Consider the following 21,048-nt stretch of genomic DNA (forward strand, 5'->3'; position numbering starts at 1 on the left):
TATATTTGTAATAGTTCGGTTTACCGGGACATCAGGGTCTTGCTCTCTCTAAGAGAATGGCAAGATCCTTTACGCGTTTGTGTTCCTGCATAAGATATTTCGTAGTTTCCCGATTTATCGGGAAACTACGAAATATCTTACCAGATTTGTTCGTACAAACTCATAAATCGCGCAACTACAACAGCCTGAGTTATTTTGTGTGCGGGGGACTGACGAGTGAGTATCGATCAACAACTATTTTTACAGCAATTGCGTGCGCTCAATCTGGAGGATGGGAAAGCATACATCCAACGGTGCTGGGAAGAAGTGGGCGATTGGCAGCAGGTGGGCGAGGCGATTCGCGATGAGGCGCGTCGTCAGGAGAACAGCAGTGCGCTTGTCTCGCTCAAACTGGGCGAGCTATTAATCTTTTTCGGCGAACATGTCCAGCAGAAGCTATTGCAGGCGCGAGGCCTGATCGCGAAAGGCGATGCGCTCAAATTGATTGGGCAGCATCAGGCGGCTTTAGAATGCCTGGATCGGGCCGGTGAGGAGCTATTGCACCTGGGTGAAGATCTGGACTGGGCGCGTAGCCGTATGAGCTGGATGATCTCTGCAACCTGGTTGGGGCGTGCCGATGAAGCGCTTAACGAGGCTCAGCAGGCACGCGAGGTTTTTCTACTCCATAACGACTACTATTGGGCCTGTGCGGTTGACCACAATATGGCCGCTATCTATAAGCAACTTGGCAAATATCAAGAGGCCAGCGCCATCTACGAACGGTTGTTAGTAACATTGCCCGCTATCAGTAACGGAAATGAAGAGCTTATTCAGCGTGCAATCGCGATGGCGAATGCTAATCTAGCGCTGGTGCGGTTATTGCAGGGCAGGTTTGAGCAGGCGCGTGCATTATTGCGGGAGGCCAGGCAGGGCTTTGCCGCGCTGGACAATATCAGCGCAATTGTCAAGATAGAAGTTCATCAAGCCGAAGTGGATTATGTAGAGGGCTATTATGGTTCGGCTTTGCGACAATACTATCAGGCGCGCGACCACATGATCGAGCATAAGATCGTGAAAGGTCCGATGTCGCTGGCAGAACTTCATCTGCGCATCGCTGACTGTCTGGTGAAGCTCAATCGCTCCCAGGAGGCAGCGGAACTTGCGCGGGATGCAGTAGAAGGCTATCGGCAGGTTAGGGTACCGCTGGATATTGGAGAGGCGCTGCGCGAGTATGCAAAAACCCTGGTCGCGCTGGGCCAACCTGGAGAGGCGCTGGCAGCGTTGGATGAGGCCCAACAGTTATTTGAGCAAGGAAGCCTCGAACATTATGCGATGGCAACCCGTTTGCAGCGGGCCGAACTCCTGCTGACCAGCGGTGAATATGAAGAGGCATATAATCAGGCATATCGCGTCAAAGGATTCTTTGAGGCCAGAGGGCTGCTCGTTTCCACCATCCAGGCCGGGCTGGTCATCGCCGAAGCACTGATTGCCAGAGCTGTAGCTGATACTCCTGAGCGCAAGCAATCTTTATTGGAAGAGGCAAAGCAGCTCTGTCAGCAGGTAACTATGCAGGCGCGTCGCCATCATGTGCAGCAGCAGGTCTATCGAGGACATCATCTGTTAGGGAATCTGGCCCTGTTGCAGGGGAGTAGAAAGCAGGCATCACGCCATTATCGAGTGGCAATAGGACAGATTGAGCGTATTCTCGATGATCTGATGCATGATCTGTCGCCGGCCTTTTTGCGTACAGCCTGGGCAGTCTACGAAGATATGATTGCGCTCCATTTAGAAGAGGATGAGGCTGAGGTGGCATTTAGCTATCTTGAGCGTGCACGTTCTGTGGTGTTGCGCCGGTATCTCAATAGATCGAAAGAGATGGTGCATCGACAGGATGGAGAGCAGACTGCCACCGGGCAGCGGCCTGTTAGCAATATGGCGGTGTTGCAGGTGCAGCGTGAACTCGAAGAGTGGCAACAGAGTTATCGTAAATACAGCGTTCAGCTTGCCAATTACGATATGTTCGCCTCCTCAGATATCGATCTAGCCGTCATTCAGGATGAACTCAAGCGCTGCGAGGGGCGACTCAGCGAACTGTTTGAGCGTTTGCAATTGTGCGAGTTGGAGGGAAGGAGCAGCGTACAGACGCAGAGGGAGCAGCGGCAGATGGTCCAGCCGGTCGATATTGCCCGTTTGCGCCAGCACCTTGCGCCGCAACAGGTGCTTCTGGCCTATTTTCTTTTCCAGGGACGGCTCGTGATCTTTGCTGCGACTCGTGATGGGTTGGTGACACGTACGCAAACGGACGCTACAAGCCAGTTGGAACGGCTCTTACCTCTCTTGCATGCACATTTACAACCGGCGGGATGGCCCGATCAGTTGCACCCACCTCAGCAGGTGATTCGCCGCCTGCTTAATAAGCTCTATGATCTGCTGATCGCCCCGGTTGCGGACCTCCTACCCCCGGCAGGTGGACATCTGACGATTGTCCCCTACGGCCCGCTGCATACTCTGCCCTTCCACGCCCTTTGCAACAACAACAGCAATGGTTCACATTTTCTGGTCGAGGATTTCCTGATCAGCTATTTGCCTGCCAGCAGCGTTCTGATGCCGTTGGGGGAAGTCCAGGCAACCGGGCGCGAGGCAAAGCTGCCTCCCCTGATTTTTGGCTATTCGGGCAACGGACAGTTGCAGCGAGCCGTTGAAGAGGCGAAGATCCTGGAACAATTGCTAGGGGGACGCTGCTATCTGGAGGAAGAGGCAACAATCACGCGGCTGTTGCAGGAGGCACAGGGCAGCTCTCTGATCCATCTGGCAACGCACGGACATAGTCGCCTGGATGCACCAAACTTTTCTTCGATCTTGTTGAATGATGGACAGCTCAATGCGTTGGATGCGTTCAGTCTGGATCTCCAGGATTGTGAACTGGTGACGTTAAGCGGCTGCGAAACGGGGCTGTCGTTAAGTGGTGGCGGCGATGAGCAGTTGGGTTTGGGGAGAGCGTTTCTTGCCGCTGGCGCTGCGTCGCTGGTGATGAGCCTCTGGCCTGTAGAAGATACGGCAACCAGCATATTGATGCAGCATTTTTATCAGTGCTTGCTGGAAGGAACTAGTAGAGTTGAGGCGCTCAGTGCAGCACAACGCCACTTACTGACACAAGGCTCCGACACTCAACCAGCACATACTCATCCTTATTTCTGGGCCGCGTTCCGTCTAGTGGGAAATGCCAGCCCCCTTCTGCACTTGCAATCCGAATTGCATATTGATGTTGCACAGGCAGTATCCCAAAAAATCGATGTATGAGCGTTTGTTGTAGTAGATCATGATGATGGTTCTATCGGCTCTACGAAAACATGTTAGTAATACAATTAGCAGTAGTATTATAAGTAAAATACGGCTATGGAGGAAAACATGTCTGACGTAAATCAAGAAGCTATACATACTCCCTGGTGGAGTGATATCGTTATGTACTGGCTGGAAGATCAAATCGCTGTAACCTTTCAGTCTGACATATCTCTGTCTCAGGGGGCCGACGCGGTACTGAAGTCGTTGCGCCTGGATGATCTCAAACAGTTTCTCAAGGTGCGCGGCTTTGGCTTGAAGCCATTCGATGCGCAATATGCAGTACAGAATTCTTCAACCGTTCCAACACCGAGCAAGCCATCAGGTTATCATAACAAAACAAACGGTAGTGCGGACAGCAGTCAGGATGATCTCAATACATTATTCGGTAAGTATCTCTTTGCCTCTGCGGTGGGTCAGGGAACAACGGTGGTTGGATACTTCCATGTGGAGGCAACGGAACAGTGGGACGAGAGTGATGGCGCGGCGGTCCCTCCGATGCCTGTGTTGGGAGAAAAGGAGAGCGGCACGATCACGCAGCAGGCGATTAATCTGCTCAATCATAATTTGGATCTGCTCAGGGAGGACGTGGGAGTGCCGATTCATTCCGCGATGGCAAACTGGTTCTGCGGATCATCCTGCTTTACACATGGGGGGCCGGCTACCCCGCCTTTCCCGGTGCCGGAAGGTGATATATGCGCTGCCGATCCGGGCAACTGGCATATTTCGCTGCCAGAACTTGCCTCGTCCCCCTTGGGAACAGAGATGGAAAGGGCGTTACGGTCTTTGTGCTGGATACGATGCCATCTGCCACCGACGACGCAGATGGAGTTGCACAGGCCATTCAGAACGCCGCGACGAAGGCGGGCGAGCATAACCACTTGCTAAATACAATTGCGACGCAGATGAATCGCGAGCAGGAGCCATACATCAAGTTCCACTACACGCAACTTGCTCCGTTCTTTTCGACGATGGCTTCCGACCAGATGGTGACGGGGCGCGATCTTCACGGCAAGAAGCACGCGTTTCACATGGAAGATCACGGCCTCTTTATTACCGGCATTATTCGCGATCTTGCTCCCGAAGCCAATATTGAGCATATAAGGATACTCAACGATTTCGGCGTTGGAGACTGTTCTACATTGATATATGCGCTCGAATCGATTCATGGGCGTATGTCTGAGATTGATCCAGCGACAGGCAAACAGGGCGATCTCTACCAGAGGCCGGTTGTCATCAATCTGAGCCTGGTAACAACGCCTGCTGACGAGGAACTGGTGCGCTACTGGTTCCAGGATAGCAATAATGGCTACAACCCGCTGGATCATCTGCGAGCGGCAGATGATATCAAGCTGTTGCGCGCTCCGTTGCATCGAATCATTCAGGAGCTGGCCGCAAACGGAGCCGTCATTGTGGGAGCGGCAGGCAACGATTCGTTCACGCCCTATATTCCAACGCGCATCGGGCCACGCTATCCCGCCGCTTTCCCCGAAGTCATCTCGGTTGCTGCCGTCGATAAAAATGGTGACATGGCATCCTACAGCAACTATCCCCAGGTGCCATCGCAGCATAACGGCATCGCCACTTATGGAGGCAATCTGCCCCGCGTGTCTGATATCAAACAGGACAATGTTGATGCCGTAATAGGTGTCTACAGCGTAGCGACCTATCCTGCGCTTGAGGCAAAAAATCCGGTGCTGCCCGATGTGCCTGCTCCTAACAATAACGGTTGGGCTTACTGGTCCGGCACCTCGTTTGCCGCGCCAATCATCAGCGCCGTTGCCGCTCGTGTGCTGGAAACGTTGCAGGGAGTGCCAGCTCGCCATGTTGCCTCAGAGGTGCAGTGGGCACTGACGACGACCGCCGGACAGCAAACCGTTCTGGGTACAGCATTGGAAACCCAGCCGGGATTCGCTGTGAGCATGTTGAAAGCGGAACAGTGCCAGCTAACAAAAGCTCAGCCAGCCGGTGCTGCACCTGCTGTAGCAGGAGTTGCAAAAGAATAAATAACGATTATTGAATCAAGAAGCGCTTGCATATGTTCGCAAGCGCTTCTTGTTGTCATTGTATATTAATGACCTCCGGTAATGAGTCGGAGGATAATCAGCAAAATGGCGGCTCCAATGAAGGAGACAACGGCGGTGCCGATGAAGTGCAATGGGTAGCCGACATCGAGCATGCTTGCCAGAATTGCGCCGATGAACGAACCGATCAAGCCAACTATGATGTTGCCAATACAGCCACCGCCTCGGCCACGAACGACCAAGTTGGCAAGATAGCCAGCGATGAGACCGACCAGGAGCCAAGCAATCAGATCCCCCGGTTGAAGGATAGCTCCGATATCAATGGTTCTAATGAACATGCAAGGATGCTCCTCTTAATGTTATCCTGTGTATTGCTCTAATTGAGCATACTATTCCCTGAATATGAAGAACTCTACTGTTCATTATACGTGAAGGCGAGAGAAAGGTTGTGTGTGAAGTTGTGAGTTTGCCTATGCTACAGATTTTCTCTGTCCTTTTGTTCATTGTTTGCTTGCAGGGGTTGTGGTAGGCTATACATAGTCTTTTTTCCAGCTAGCCAGGAGTTTTTTATTGTATGCCCTCAGTCTCCGACAATCCTGAAATGGTGCCAGATCTGCAAAACGTATCTGAAACAAAAAAACGAAATCTTACATCTTTATTGCCATCGCTATTGCATCTACCTAAAAATGTGTATCTGCTGCTCTTTTTTACTACCGGCAAAGGCATGCAACTGACGATAGCAACTCTCACCGTCAATCTCTATGCGCATAGCCTGGGGTATCATCCCGATTTTATCGGTGTATTCAGCGCTATGCCAGCTATCGGGGCGATGGTGGCTGCCTTGCCCGTTGGCCTGCTGGCGGACCGTTGGGGGCGCAAGCCGGTACTGATCATCAGCGCTATTCTGACGCCGCTCTTTCTGATGGCGTTGGGATTGGTTACATCTGCCCCCTGGTTGTTGATATTTAGCCTGTTACAGGGGTTGGTCTCGACGGCCTATTGGGTAACGAACCTGCCATTGCTGACTGAGAGTACAACGGAGAGGCAGCGTGTCGGTGTGCTGGCCCTCAATAGCTTTTTGTTGTTGGGAGTCGGCGCGCTGGGCAATCTGCTAGGAGGAGCTATCCCCGAATTTGTGGGGCATGCTTTGCAGGTATCGGCTGATAGCACCGTCCCTCTGCGCTGGGGTGTGATTACAGCTGCGATCTTTACGCTGGTCTTTGGCCTGCCGCTCTGGTTTTTGCACGAGCCAGCGCGTACGGCTGAAAAAAAGGCCAAGCCATCCACTGAGCTTGAGAAGCCTGAAGAGACCGTTGCAGTATCGCGTATACAAACGGTGAAGCTGTTTGGCAAACTGCTCTTGCCCGACCTGCTCTTTACAATGGGCGAAGGTGCGGTGGTGGCGCTGATGCAACTGTACTTTGTTTTGCGCTTTCAGCTATTACCAGGTACATTGGGGATTATCTTTACGATATCAGGCCTGGCTGGTGGCATCTTTTCACTGACGGCCCCGCTGTTTGTCAGGCGGTGGAGCAAACTGCGCATCATTACCACCGTGCAGTATTTGAGCGCGCCACTGATGCTCTTGATCGGCTTTGCTCCTACCTTGCCGCTGGCGATTGCCGGTGAGTATACGCGCTCATTTGCCCGCACATTGATCGAGCCGGTCTATGCTGCATTTGCGATGGAGCAGGTATCGAGCAGGCAGCGTGCCACGTTGTCCGGCCTGTATTCGGTCACATGGAGCATCGGGTTTAGCATTGGACCGACGATTGCGGGCTGGTTGCAGACGCAGATAAGCCTCTCGGCCTCATTTGTCTTTGGAGCGTTCTGCCTGTTAATCTGTCCGAGCGTACTGTTGTTCTTCTTTGGTAGGCGGAAGAGTGGTAGAATTGAGGGAAATTCACCCGGCGTTGTCTGATGAGTTGTAACAGATGACGGAGAGACTCCTCTCCTGTCGTAGTCGAGCGATTTATCGCGGGAGGGCGCTCCACAAGCCCTCCCGCGATAAATCGCTCGACTACGACAGGGATCATCGGGTTCATTTGTAAAATTTCATTATCCGTCCCTGTATCCCTCTATTTTCCTTCGGTTGCTGTGGTACGCTTCGCTTGATGAAGCTGTGCAGGCTCTCAAGAAAAATAGAGAGGTGGCTCGTTTTGTGTTATGATTGCCCAGAATAATTCGGGATCGTCCAGTCCTGCGATGTTCGCTAGCTATTCGTTGACCAGGCTGCTTGGGCAAACATCCCGGAGCGATACCTATCTGGCCTTTCCTATGAGCCAGCCCGAGCTCGCAGTGGCAATCAAGATCTTTCATCCTTCGTGTCTGGGGCCTGGCTATGAGGCAAGAGATTTCCTGCGGGATGTGGCACGCCTGCAACAACTGACGCATCCTCATCTGCTGCCGCTGCTTGATGCTGATGTCGAGCAGCAGCAGCCATTTGTCGTCAGCCCCTATCTTCCTCGCGGTTCGTTACGTGACCACTTGCGCACATTGACACCGTCGCGCTTATCGCAGGCTCTGACGTTGCAATTGGGCATTGAGATCGGGCAGGGACTCAGCTATTGTCATAACCACGATTTTCTGCACGGCCATCTCTCGCTTGATAATGTGCTTTTTGCGGACGAGGAGGGGGGCGTGCAGCTTGGCGATTTTGGGTTTGCAGCATCCCTTAGAGGTGAGTGCATCGCCGAGGATACTGTCTCGCCTCACACCGCTTCCTATCGTGCGCCTGAGCTGCTCACGGGTCCAGAAGATCGGCAAAGTGAGCAGTTCGCGCTTGGCTGCCTCCTCTATGAGCTGCTCACAGGCTCGCATCCCTTTGAGCCGTTAGAATCTGCCATTGTTCAGAGCGATCCACAGGCGAAACTGCCGCTGCCTCCCTCCCGGTTGGTCGCGGATGTGCCAGAGGTGTTGGATACGGTCTTGCTCAGAGCTTTGGCGCACGAGCCGGCGGCACGCTATGAGAGCGTGGCACAGATGGTTGGAGCGTTGCAAGCGATCTCGATACCTGCTGCGACCACTTCCACCGCTCTTTCCCAGACCAGCCCGGACGACGATCAGCCGGATACATCGAGTAACTCCACGCGCTCAAAGGCTCCAGTCTTTCCCTTCGCGTCAGAGGCGTCGGTCAGCTATCGCGCTATTCTCTCCTCACTTCAACTGGAGGAGTTGGAAAGTCCAATCCCTTCATATATGGCAGGTCCATTGGAAGATGCGATGGAGATTGACAACTTGCCTGCAGCGAACAAATCGCAGCCTGCTGCTGAAGATGCCTCGTCATTCTATCTCTGGAGCGACCATGATGATGCTCATCTGTGGAACGTACGAGAGGATGACAGCGAATCAGAACAAACTACGCAGATGTTATCTGCTTCTTCTGCGCTTGATGAACAGGAACAGGTTATGCCGCAGTACGGGCTGATGGCTGATGAAATTGTGGGACAGGAACTGGATGAACCGACTCCTCCCGTCGCGACGGCTGTGAGACCTCAATCACATTCTCTCCTCACGGCTGCACGCCCCAGAGGGTCATTGCTGATCCTCTTAGCTCTGATGCTGCTGCTGGCTGCTGTGGGCTTTTTACATACCTATCTCTTCACGGCCTTCCTGCCTGATGGGAATGTGGCTCTGCTGGCGACGCCTCAGGCGACGATAGATTCAAGGTCGATAGCTCAGGGAAGCATACAAACATCGAAGCCTGCTCATGGGGTGCCAACGCGCAAAGCAACGCCAACGCCAACACCGAAACCGACGCCAACACCGAAACCGAAACCAACGCCAACGCCAACACCCAGGCCAACACCAACATCGATATTCACATCGGCTCCGACACCAACGCCGACACCAATAGCATTGTTGACAGCGACGCCAACACCAAAATCAGCGCCGGCATCATCACCAACGCCGACACCATCACCAACACCATCACCAACACCGACGCCATCACCGACACCATCACCATCACCATCACCGACGCCATCACCAACGCCGACACCATCACCGACACCGACACCATCACCGTCGCCTACACCGACTCAGGCGACACAGCCGACGACGCCGGACCAGATTTATGCCTGGGCTACCAGTGGCGCGCCTGTGGTCGATACTGCGTTGAGCGGGCAAGATGAAAATAATTGGCAGATTAAACCTGATAGTGCTGGTAGTGGGTGCAGCTTTACTGGTGGGGCGTATCAGGCTTCAGTTGCACACAATAACGCCTATATCAGCTGTATGGGACAAAGTACGGATTACAGTAATTTTGCCTTTCAGTCAGAGATGACCGTTACCGAGGGCGATGGTGGCGGGCTGATCTTCCGCACTACATCGTCCACCACCTACCGTTTCCGTGTCGATGCCAGCGGCCATTACGATCTAGCGGGTCTATCCGATGGCAAAACGATCTCCGGCACCAGCGCGGCGATCCATACTGGCGTCAATCAGACGAATCTGTTGACGGTCGTGGCGAACGGAAACAACATCTATATGTATGTGAACAAACAGTTGGTGGCCTATGTCAGCGATAGTTCTTCCAGCAGCGGCATGATCGGATTCATGGCGATAGATGCTGACAATGCGACAAAAGTGCTATACAAGAACATGAAAGTGTGGAGACTCTAATCTCAGGCCTGGACGCCAGATATATTATAAAAGAGAGAATCTCAAATAGTCCCTTTTTCCGACTATTATTTTGCCTATAGTGCTGTATCCTCTTTATTAGAGGATATCAGGCAGTATAGATCGCGTGAGAAGGACAGATGAGGGTGAAGCTCCAGCCACCCTTCAGGCGCGTATCGCAGCTATGGTATAATGGGGGCAGCTATATATGTTTACCTGGGTGCGATTATTGAGAAGAGAGTGTTTTTGAAATGGACGCGGATATCGCTACTGCGCGTCTGCAACGTGGCTGGTCGCAGACGATGCTTGCGGAAGCATTAGGGACGACGACCAGCATGATTGCGGCCTGGGAAGAAGGTACGGCCCAGCCTTCGCCTTTTTTTTGCCAGGCGCTTCAGGCTCTCTTTAGTCAGGATAATCGGGCAGAGGAGCAGGCACGAGGTGAGAATATCACTTTTCTGCTCCTGCCCAATACTACGCCATTGCCACGCATGCGCCACGAGCAAGAGACAGATTCTCTACTGGTCGATCCAAGCTGGATGGGACAGAGAACCTTTGATCCGTTCTTGCCCAATCCTCCCCGAGGAGCGAATAGCCTGATTGGGCGTGAGGAACTACTACAAACATTGCAGCAGCAGCTTCTACACCAACGCAATCTGGTACTTTATGGGCTGCCGGGCGCAGGCAAGACGGTGCTGGCGGTGGCCCTGGCGCACCAGCCGGAAATCCAGGCACATTTCTACGACGGTATCCTCTGGGCGGGCCTGGGCGTCAATCCACACATTTCCAGCATATTGCGGCGTTGGAGCAATATGCTGAACATCTCCCTCCCGCGCGATAAAACCACGATTCGTCAGGAGGAGTGGCGAGAGATTTTCCAGAGCAACCTGGGGCAGATGCGACTGCTGGTGGTGCTGGATGATGTCTGGCAGTCGGATGCAGTTGAGGCACTCCAGGTTGGCGGCACTGAGTGTACCTATGTGCTGACCACACGTTTCTCCCGAATGGCTCGACACCTGAATGCCAGCGAAGCCGTTCGCATCCCTGAGCTGAACGACAAAGATGGTGTGAAACTGCTTACTCGCTTTGTACCCGAAGTGCTGCAACAGGAAGGTGAGATTGCGCGCGAACTGGTGCGTGCCGTTGGCGGGTTGCCGCTAGCTCTTTCGCTAATGAGTAAGTATCTGGGCAGCAGTGCTGCTATGCACCAGCCTCGGCGCTTGCAGACTGCGCTGTCCCACCTGCGCAATGCCGAGCGGCGTTTGCGACTGCATGTGCCCCAGCCGATGCTGGAGGTTCTCTCTGCCATTCCGCCCGGGGCCAAGTTGTCCATCGAATCAGTGATTGCCGTAAGCGATTATCATCTTCCCGAAGCAGCACGGGCCGCCTTGCGTGCCCTTGCCATCCTACCAGCGCGACCCGTGTTGTTGTCGCGCGCGGCGGCTCTCTTCGTTGCCGATACGAGCGAAGACGTACTTGCAACCCTGTGCGACGCTGGCCTGTTGGAGCAGCAGGCCAACGACTATTACGCGCTCCATATTTTGATCGCCGATTATGCGCGCACGTTGGGACCGAACGAGGATGCGCCCCTGCGCCTGATCCGCTACGGAGCGCGTTTTATAGAAGAACATCATAACGATAGCGCGGCTCTGGAGCATGAGAGCGCTATCCTACTCGCTGCGCTTGATAACGCCTGGGAGCGGCAACAGGACACACTCCTGATTCGCTGTAGTCATCTCCTGACACCTAACCTGTTCCGCTGGGGGGGGTATACAGCCGCGGAAGAACTCCTGCGACGCACCCTCAGCGCAGTCGAGCGCAGCGGACAAACGGCGGATCGGATTCAGACGCTGGAGCACTTGAGCACCCTGGCGTACCTGCAAGGGAATTATACCCAGGCTCGAACCTATAGTGATGAAGGACTCCTGCTAGCGCGGCAGCAACAGGATCGGGAAAGGATTGTTGGCCTACTCACAATCCAGGGCGATATCGCTCACGAATTAGGAGACTACGCACAATCCGAGCGCTTTTATCAGGAAGGACTCCTGCTGGCGCGTCAGCATAATAAGCAGGAGCAAATGAGCGCACTGCTCAAAAGCCTGGGCGTGCTGGCGAAGAATCGCGGCAATTATGTCAAGGCGCGTGAGTATTATCAGCAAGGGCTGGAACTGGCACGGCAGCTCGATCAGCGTGATCAGATCAGTCGCTTGCTTATTAACCTGGGCGTTATCGCCACCGAGTTGGGAGAGTATCCACAAGCGGAAGAGTACTATCAGCAAGGGCTGGAACTGGCGCAGCAGTTGGGGCATCGCGAACATATCTGCGTCTTGTATGCCAACCTGGGGGTGCTGGCTGACGCGCGGGGGGATTATGCGCGTGCTGAAAAGTTCTTGCGCGAAGGGCTGGAACTGGCGCGAGAGATGGGCCATCGAGAACGCATCAGCCTGCTCTTACTCAATCTGGGCGTGGTGATCAATCGGCGCGGCAACGACATGCAGGCTCGGTCCTTTTTGAACGAAGGGCTGGAACTGGCGCGAGAGATAGGCCATCGAGAGCGCATCAGCCTTTTCCTGCTCAATCTGGGCGATGTCTTCATGGAGCAGGGGCACCAGGAGCAGGCGCTGACGTACTACTCTGAAGGATTGGCGCTGGCCCGGCAACTGGGACATCAGGAGCGTATCAGCGACCTTTTGCTGCATCTGGGGACGGCTGCACTAGAACAGGGTCAATTGGCCCAGGCCAAAAAGTATCTTCAAGAGGGTCTGACCCTGGCGCGTCAACTCCGGTATCCTCAATTAACCTGCCGCTTGCTAGCGGCCTGGGGCGAACTGTACTTACAACAGGGGGATTTCGCGCGGGCGCAGGACTTCTTTCAGAAGATGCTGGCAGACACGCCCAGCGGCAATCGCATCCTCACCGCGCATGCGCAGTATGGCCTGGCCTGTATCGCGGCCAACCAGGGCGAGCGAGAAAAAGCCCGCACTCTGGCAGAACAGAGCTATCGTACCTTCGAGGCTCTGGGACATCGCAAGAAGAGCCTGGTTGGAGATTTCTTGCTTCGCCTGCTCTATCCTCCAAAAAACTCGATATGAATTTTATGAAAGATACACTGTATTTGGTGAGCATAGTATATGACAGGTAATTTGCTAAAAGCAGAAAGAGAGTTGCGTGGGTGGTCTCTGGCAAGAATTGCGGAAGCGTTAGGAATTACTACCAGGACCGTTATTCGCTGGGAGAGAGGGCAGGCGACGCCCTATCCCTACTATCGCGAGCGACTGTGTGCCTTGTTTGGTAAAAGTGCCCTTGAGCTTGGTCTGGAGCCGGATGGTAAGGAAAGAGAGAAAACTATAAGCATGGAAAAGCATGCGGGCGATCCGTCGTTCTCGCAATCTCCCAGATCAGCCTCCTATCTGATCGATAATATGATTCCCGAAGCGCTCGGGCGTGGGGGGAATTTGTTGGGGCGGAGCGAATTGCTAGAACAGATAAAAGAGCGTTTGCGAGAGGGTGAGCGGCTGACGCTGTATGGCTTGCCGGGCGTAGGCAAGACATCCCTGGCGGTGGCGCTGGCGATCGACAAGCAGATTCAGGCGCGTTTCCCGGATGGTATTTTATGGGTAGGACTGGGGACGCAGCCGAATGTTGTGAGCCAGCTGGCGCGTTGGGGTTCGCTGCTGCGCGTCTGGCCACATGAGTTTGAGGATAGTGAAAGCCATGAAACCTGGGCGCGCACGCTACAGGCGTTTATTGGCTCACGCGCGATGTTGCTCATCATCGATGATGCCTGGACTGCCGAGGATGCCCTGGCTTTCCAGATCGGGGGAACGCGTTGCGCCCATCTGCTGCTGACTCGTCTGTTGCAGGTTGCGCTGGCCTTTTCCCAGGAAAATATGCTGATGGTCCCCGAAATCCCTGAAGATGAATGCCTGAAACTTCTTGCTCGCTACGTGCCTCGTCTCGTCACACACGATAAGGAAAGCGTCTGTACCCTTGTGCGGGCAGTTGGACGTTTGCCGCTGGCATTGACACTGATGGGTAAACATCTGGCGCTGCAAGATCTCACAGGACAGCCGCGACGGGTGCAGGCTGCACTTACACGTCTGCACGAGACCCGGCATCGCTTACATCTGAGCATACCTGTTACCGTTCAAGAGCGCCCTCCGCATTTGCCTGCTGGCGTCCCGATCTCGCTGCATGCCACTATAGCTGTGAGCGACCAGCGCTTGAGCACGCAGGCGCAGATCATGTTGCGCCGCCTGGCCCTGTTCGCCCCCAAGCCCAATAGTTTTAGCGAAGAAGTTGCTCTCGCCGTTGGCGGGGAACCGGCAGAGATTCTGGATGAATTGTGGGATGCTGGCCTGCTGGAATCGTGCAATGCGGAGCGCTACACTCTGCATCAGACGATCGTTGATTATGCGCGGGCCGATCAGCCGCCCGATCTTGCCGCTCTTCGCCGCCTGGTCCTGTATATGCTCAACTTCCTCGAAAACCACATTCAGGATAGCGAAATGCTAGAGATCGAGACAATAAACATCCTCACTGCACTCGATGGTGCCGCCACCCTCCAGATGCAGCCTGAAGCCGTGCTGACGGAAAGCGCTCGCATCTGGCTGCAAACGCTACGGTGAAACTTGTCATCTACCTGATAGTTTTTGCCCTTGTATCACTTACTCCTATCAAGTATTCTTCTTTTTAAGGAAGCAGTACTTTTCTATTATCTGCTCTGAATCTACGACCCACATGACCCAATAGATGAAATGCCGTTTTCTATCTATTTCAAAGGAGAGTAGGAAAATTATTATGAAAAGTATAGAAACACGCAGTGCTATTCGATTTGTATTGTTCGCGCTCTATGATCGCGCCCAGCAAAGCACTGAAGGTTCAACCGGAACCGGTGATGGCTAGCCTCTCAAGACTGCACATGCATTGCGCATGTAGCCTTGCTGCCGTGTCATGATGAAGACAGGTTGAAGGACCGTCATGACCGGCAGACGACATTAACCAGAGGAGAGATGAACTTGCAACTTTTAGAAGAAAAAACAAACACACTCACATCAATAAGAGATATTCGCTGGTATGGTGAGCGGCATTCTATTATTATTCAAGGGCGAATCATCAAACTAACCGCTACAGAATATCAGCTACTTTTTCCGTTAAGGCAGGGAATGCCAGTTACCTATGCGGAACTGGCATTGGCCGTGTATGATTGCCCACTCGACGAAAAAGTGCGCTTAATGATGGATAAACATGTTGACCGGATGCGCGCTAAATTGCGTGGGATGGGACTCTATATCTATTGTGTGCTGAACTATGGCTATGTCCTGCTTCCAGAGATTTGGTGACGCCGTATGGTTGTGAATACTATGTGACGGAAAACAATCCACTTTCTTTCTATGTAATGGAAGGAGCATATTTTGGATACACTCACAAATGATATGCGGCGTCAGATCAGGGCCGACACTCTGAATAGTAGCAAGTCTTTGCCCAGGACTGACGCTCTTAATGTCAATAACATCAAAGTTGCCAGTCGGACAGACACGAATAGGTTGTATACGCAGTTCTACACCTTTATCAAAGAGCTGACGCAGGTTTTGGAGGGGGATTTGCGTGTCAAACTGGCGGTTCCAGAGGGGAATATGGGCGCGCTGGCGGAAATTTGTAATGCCTTAATTGAGAAACTGATCCTGTTCTCACGCTGGACCATGTATAGCGCGGAACAAACAATCTCGACTTCGCACATACTCCTGGAACATGCTTTCTCGGAGGCACAGGTCGCCGAAAACCAGATTCGTCAGATCGCCAACGTCGTTGGCACTCTAGAGAGTGCCGTTGCTTCTACCCGACGTTTGAGTCATACGCTTCATCTCAGTGCTGCGATGGGCCGTGAGCAAGAATCATATTTCTTGCAGCAAAAGATATTACTTGAAGATATGCTGTCAAAAACTATGAAAGAAAAAATATCATCTTTAACAGAGCAACTTGCAGATAAAGAGCATATAGAATATAAAGAAAATATAGAAGAAAGAAGCGTACAACCGTCATCCAGTGAGAGCCATGCAGAGAGTACATCTGATGACGCTGCCATTGCTGCCTCTCTGCTACTGACCCAACTGATGGCAAATACTCAGAAACAAGTTCATACATTGGAGGAAACATCGCACGCCCTCTCAGAAAATGTCGAGACCACCGAGGCCAGCATCAACGACCTCTACACCGTCGCCCAATCCCTGTACGCCTCCACAGTTCAGGTATTGCAAACGACCAGAAATATTGGCGAATTGGTAGATGTCGCTGAAGATTGGAAGCACTCGATTGAGGGATTACGCCTGCCAGAAGAGGAGCCAGAGGAAGCCGGTGCGGAATGGCTGTTGTGATCCGAATATGGTAGGGGCGACGGCTTGTCCTCGCCATTTTTACAATACACGTAATAGGGGAAATACGGGCGAGGACAAGCCGTCGCCCCTACCATATTCGTGTGGTCCTCTCCGTCTCAATTGCCGGATGCATCAATAATCGCTCGACTACGAAGAGGGGATTTGCGTCACTTAGTGCGAGTTATGTTGGAAGATGAAGGTGAATACCCTGGTAATGGTGGTGAATATGTGTATGATGGCCGGGAACCAGGATGGCGCGAGGACCAGCAGGACCGCAAAGACCGCGCCGGCAAGCACCACCGGCAGCAGCAGGTTAACTGCATTGGTGCTGATCACCCCCTGTGCTGTGTGATTGAAGCCGTGCCGGACGAAGAGTACTCCCCGGCGTTTGATCCCCCAGAACGAGACCCGATCCCCCAGAGCCATATCAGCACCGCGCATATTGCCGCGCAGTCTTGCATCTTTGAGTTGTCCCTGGAGCGTCTGAATACGTACCGTCGTCATAACCACCCGGTCGTTCTCGCGCTCCTGCTGGACATTGACCATAATCCAGATGAACTCGACAAGTATCATCGCCAGCGATGCCATAATATCGGGATTGTTAAAGACCTCTTCCTTAGACTCGATATGCATCACTACCCCGGCGAGCGTGGGCCGCATTCCGAGAAAGTACCAGGGAAGTTTATCTTGTTGCCAGCTTTCGTCCGTGATCTGTACATTTCCTATCGCCTGGGAGCGCGAGTTGGTAAATGGGTCGGGCAAGGTGACATCGTGTGTGGTCGCATATGGCTGGATATCGTTCTCGCGCTGCCGGATCGCCCGTCCCGTCTCCCCCGCTTTGACAATCTGTGGCACTCTCTGCGAGCGAGGGGGGCCAGCGGGCCGCTCTTGCTCCACTGATATAGAATCCTCATCCTGCGCACCCCTGGTCTCTGCCCCATCATCACTGGAGGAAACGGGCGCATTTTCCGATGCACCGACTGGTTGGTCTGGCACGGCCTCAAGTGGCCGCCCGCAGTTGTGGCAGGTCGTGACTGCTTGCAGGTGGCGACAGCCACATGCCGGACATTTTATGACAGGCATAAGTATCTCCTCTCTTTCTTCCTATGGGGCGTTCCCTGTTACCTTGAGTATCAATCCTCATCTTCGTCGTCGTCATACAAGTCATGGAAAAAGTGATCCTTTACAGAGTCAGCTAAAAGGATTTGTTCGTACTCGCTAAAGTCATAACGGGTGATGGTATGCAGGAAAGCGCAGTAGGCTACACCGAGAACGTGGAGCGTTGGTTGCGAACCGGGTTCGGTGCCCAGCCAGACCTTCGCTATATGGGTGGCTGCGTCTGCTGTGGCCTGATAGCGCGCCTGCAAGTTCTCGTGCGCGCTGCTGGTCAATTCTTCGTGTATCCACTTGGCGTTTTTTTCGATCAGCAGATTTTTGGTATCTGTGCGGTAGAGGCAGCGGGCGGGACAATATTTGCAACCGGCGAAAGGCCCCTGACGCCGTTCCATCACCTGCCTATAGCGTTTAGAGAACTGAAAAAAGGATCTTTCCACAACCTCCATCTCTTTCTCGCGCTCCTCAAGGTCGTCCGGGTCTTCCCCATGAGAGACCTTGAAAGATGCGCGCCCATAAGCGATCAGCCCACGCGTGAGAAGGATGCGCATTTCCTCGACCTCACTATAGCTCCAGCCAAACTGGGCACCGCGCTGCCGGAGCACCTCAGCACAGCCACGAATCAGGGCCATAATCAGTACCGCGACATGCTTATCTGGCGGCAGATAGGCCATATCGACCTCGATTTCCTCCGAGAAGCGTAGCAGGCTATCAAGTACCAGCACTGGATTCGCAATCAAGCGCAGCAGAATATTCGACCAGATCCATTTACTCTTCTCGCTGTCCAGCACCTTACTCGTTGCGTGATAGATGACCGGATCGGGGCCGCCGTTGTCTGTGCCGGGAATGCCATACTCGTTGATATCGATGATCGCTTGAAAGGGTTTGAGCGAGATATACTGCTGACTCATTTTCTTGAGCGCTTTATCGGTCAGCGGCGAGATGTTGCGTTTGTAATTCTGCATGCGCACCAGATAAGCATGATCGGCACCTTCGGCGAAGATTGCCGCCATGCCCGGCAAGAGTATGCCCAGGTGTGTTAGTTGCTCCATATTCAGATTCATCGTCTGGCCGATACTCTGGCGGTCATCCTGGGCAATCAGACGATGGACAATTTTCATATTGGTATTTTTGAGCACGTCGGGCGCGAGTTTGCTGGGGATCTGTTCCGCTACCAGCACGCCCTGGCCGTAGGCACGCACCTCCGAGAGCATATTGGTAAAGACTTCGATGGCCTGAGCGCGCGGGTTAGCCGATTCGCTATCGACTTGCGTCGAAGTGTTTTTCAGCAGACGATGTGCCTCCTCGAAGACGATGAGATGTTGCAGGCCGGGCTGGATCTGGCCCGTTGCAGCCTGGAGTCGGCGATGCTCATAGAGCCGCGCCAGAAACAGGCCCATGAGAAAGGTCTTCTCATCGTCGTTGCCGATATTTTCCAGTTCCAGAATTGTCGGTTTCGAGAGCAGCGTCTGCAAGGGAATGCCGCGCACAGTATCGAGCATCAGCCCTTTAGAGCCAATGCGCAGCGAGCCAATGCGCGATTTGAGAGCCGCTTTGACGTTGCTCTCCACTTCATGGTCATACTTCAGTCGTACCGTCACTTCTTCTACTTTATAGTAGAGATCCGTCAGTGTTGGGAAAATCGGGTAAATATGGCGTTGCGACCAATCTTGCAGGCGCATGTTGATGCCATTGGTAAGATCCCAGCCACGATCCTCGTAGATCTCGTGCAGGGCGGTCTCCAGCACTTGAGGCATCGGCGCGTAGAGTGGGAAGGCGGCGTTGAAAACGGCCTTCAAGAAATCGATATGGCTCAGCAGGGAGGCGCTGCCCGGCTCATCGTCGGTCTCAAACTCAAAGGGATTGAGGCGGAAGGGTGCGACGGTTTCGTTGCCCAGCGTGTAGACGCGAATCTGCGCACGCCCAGCGAAGGCGCTGTGCAGTGCGCGATATTCTGTTTTGGCTGGTTCAATTACCAGAAATGGTTTTTGTGCATCAATCACTTTGTCGAGCAGATTCATCACTGTTGTCGTTTTGCCGCTACCGGTAACGCCGATGACGACCGCGTGTTTGGTGAGTGCGTCCAGGGCGATGTTGTAGTGCTCGTCTGTTTCTTTGCCGTTGTGCAGAATCTTCCCCAACGGGAGTTGTTCCTGATCGGTGTGGCGAAAATCGGCGTCGAAGGAAACATAGTCGTGAATGGCGTAGCCGGGTACTTCTTCGCGGGGAAATTGCAACAGCGCGCCCACTTCAGCGGAAGTCAGAAAAGTATAAAAAGATTCCAGGGCAATCCCCTGCGGCTCTGTCAGCGTCGCACGCAGCGGTTCCGGGCGCGAATCGCTGCCCGAGAGCGCACCGAGCAGCAGCGATCCGAGGCGCTGAACATCATTTCTGTTCCCCGCGCCAAAATAAGTGCGCACCAGCCATTGCCCGGCAGCCATCCCCTGATCCAGCCGCTCAAGCTGCTTTTCCAGCAGACGGATTAAATATTGTGCGCGATAGCTGATCATATCGGCGGTATAGGACTCGCTTGTGCCGCCGGAATCGACAAATGTTTTCTGCATGTTTGCTTGTTTGGAGGACGAGCGCTGGACCTTTGAATGATTGGTAATCTGGGTCAGCAGATCGATGGTTTTCATGCGCTCTTCAACGACTTTGACGCGTGGGCGCGGATGGGCCTGGATCATATACGCCCATTGCGCGCCATACATCCCGCGAATCACCCGTTCGAGGGGAGCCTGATTATGTGTAGGCTGGCTCTGCGCTATGGGTGACGAATTGGGCTGAGGTACTTGCGTTGAGTTCGTATCACCGCCCCCCTTGTCGGGGCCAAATGCTTTGTGACTGGGGATACCAGTAATGACGCCGCTGTCGCGGAAATGCGGCGGCAGAAGCTTTGTGAGCGTATTGGCCTCTACGGGAGCCAGGACGATGCCGGGAAAGATCCCTTCGAGCAGCGTTCGCGTCGCGTGTTCCCCGCCAAGCGAAAGATAGACCTGGATGCGCTGCGATTGACCGATGATGATCATCGTAAGTTCAGCTTGTTGTTGATTGTGGCTGGCAATCACCAGATCGGTCATAAACTGACTGAAATCCGCCCCTTGCATATGGCGTCCCCAGAAATTTGCCAATCCTTGAATATGAAAAAATATCTGCCCGCTATCATCCAGCAGATCGGCAGGATAAAATGACTGTGGCACCACATCTTCCAGTTGAAAACGCTCCAGCCTGCTGATCAATTTCCCCAGGACATTCAAGGACTCAACGTCAAAACCAGGAGTAACCATATATATTCCCTCTCGTACCAATTTAACGCCTGCGCCTGCGGCCCATATGGATAAGTTATCCCGAACTGTTTCCACACGTTCGTCCAACCACGAGCAGCGAAGACACGAGATGCATCAAACGGAGGAGGCAATCTTCAGGATAACCCATGCCTGACATAAGCTTAGCCGAAAGGGTGGATGCTCCTGGTCGGATAGAGGGACAATTTTGTTGGGATTTTGTGCGCGCTGGCAGGAATACTATGAGGCGGCGGCAGGAAAAGGGCCGGTTTGATGGCATACAGATACCTCTGCGGTCCAGCGGAGGCGCAGGAA

12 protein-coding genes are annotated in these 21,048 nt (G+C 53.4%); 9 read left to right on the forward strand and 3 right to left on the reverse strand.

Going from position 1 to position 21,048, the window contains the following annotated elements; genetic code table 11:
* Positions 1 to 216: 216 nt before the first annotated feature.
* The 3 genes from K3T83_RS22075 (at position 217) to K3T83_RS22085 (ending at position 5,324) form a co-directional block, all read left to right on the forward strand.
* Entirely contained in the window at positions 217 to 3,279 is a 3,063-nt protein-coding gene (locus tag K3T83_RS22075; protein ID WP_220205097.1) for a CHAT domain-containing protein, read from the forward strand.
* 108 nt (positions 3,280 to 3,387) lie between these two features.
* Entirely contained in the window at positions 3,388 to 4,206 is an 819-nt protein-coding gene (locus K3T83_RS22080) for a hypothetical protein (protein ID WP_220205098.1), read from the forward strand.
* A complete protein-coding gene (locus K3T83_RS22085; protein ID WP_220205099.1) occupies positions 4,107 to 5,324 on the forward strand; it encodes a S8 family peptidase in 1,218 nt (405 codons plus the stop codon). The genes K3T83_RS22080 and K3T83_RS22085 overlap by 100 nt, the downstream gene beginning before the upstream one ends.
* 65 nt (positions 5,325 to 5,389) lie before the next feature.
* Here K3T83_RS22085 and K3T83_RS22090 read toward each other — a convergent pair whose 3' ends face one another.
* Positions 5,390 to 5,680, reverse strand: coding sequence for a GlsB/YeaQ/YmgE family stress response membrane protein (locus K3T83_RS22090; protein ID WP_220205100.1), 291 nt, complete (start codon positions 5,678 to 5,680; stop codon positions 5,390 to 5,392).
* 236 nt (positions 5,681 to 5,916) lie between these two features.
* Here K3T83_RS22090 and K3T83_RS22095 point away from each other — a divergent pair, with 236 nt between their 5' ends.
* From K3T83_RS22095 to K3T83_RS22120, 6 genes are all read left to right on the forward strand, one after another.
* Positions 5,917 to 7,263 (forward strand): MFS transporter, encoded by a 1,347-nt coding sequence (locus K3T83_RS22095; protein WP_220205101.1) that lies wholly within the window; start codon positions 5,917 to 5,919, stop codon positions 7,261 to 7,263.
* 245 nt (positions 7,264 to 7,508) lie between these two features.
* Positions 7,509 to 9,965, forward strand: coding sequence for a protein kinase domain-containing protein (locus K3T83_RS22100; RefSeq protein ID WP_220205102.1), 2,457 nt, complete (start codon positions 7,509 to 7,511; stop codon positions 9,963 to 9,965).
* Between the two features lie 248 nt (positions 9,966 to 10,213).
* A complete protein-coding gene (locus K3T83_RS22105) occupies positions 10,214 to 13,054 on the forward strand; it encodes a tetratricopeptide repeat protein (protein WP_220205103.1) in 2,841 nt (946 codons plus the stop codon).
* 39 nt (positions 13,055 to 13,093) lie between these two features.
* A complete protein-coding gene (locus tag K3T83_RS22110; RefSeq protein WP_268963472.1) occupies positions 13,094 to 14,590 on the forward strand; it encodes a helix-turn-helix domain-containing protein in 1,497 nt (498 codons plus the stop codon).
* A gap of 390 nt (positions 14,591 to 14,980) precedes the next feature.
* Entirely contained in the window at positions 14,981 to 15,304 is a 324-nt protein-coding gene (locus K3T83_RS22115; RefSeq protein ID WP_220205105.1) for a helix-turn-helix domain-containing protein, read from the forward strand.
* Between the two features lie 72 nt (positions 15,305 to 15,376).
* Positions 15,377 to 16,336 carry a hypothetical protein gene (locus K3T83_RS22120; protein ID WP_220205106.1) on the forward strand — a complete coding sequence of 320 codons (960 nt, stop codon included), beginning with the start codon at positions 15,377 to 15,379 and terminating at the stop codon, positions 16,334 to 16,336.
* Between the two features lie 171 nt (positions 16,337 to 16,507).
* Here K3T83_RS22120 and K3T83_RS22125 read toward each other — a convergent pair whose 3' ends face one another.
* Positions 16,508 to 17,419 carry a hypothetical protein gene (locus K3T83_RS22125; RefSeq protein WP_220205107.1) on the reverse strand — a complete coding sequence of 304 codons (912 nt, stop codon included), beginning with the start codon at positions 17,417 to 17,419 and terminating at the stop codon, positions 16,508 to 16,510.
* A gap of 50 nt (positions 17,420 to 17,469) precedes the next feature.
* Positions 17,470 to 20,736 carry an ATP-binding protein gene (locus K3T83_RS22130; protein ID WP_220205108.1) on the reverse strand — a complete coding sequence of 1,089 codons (3,267 nt, stop codon included), beginning with the start codon at positions 20,734 to 20,736 and terminating at the stop codon, positions 17,470 to 17,472.
* Between the last annotated feature and the right edge of the window lie 312 nt (positions 20,737 to 21,048).

The sequence above is a fragment of the Reticulibacter mediterranei genome, from assembly GCF_016587455.1.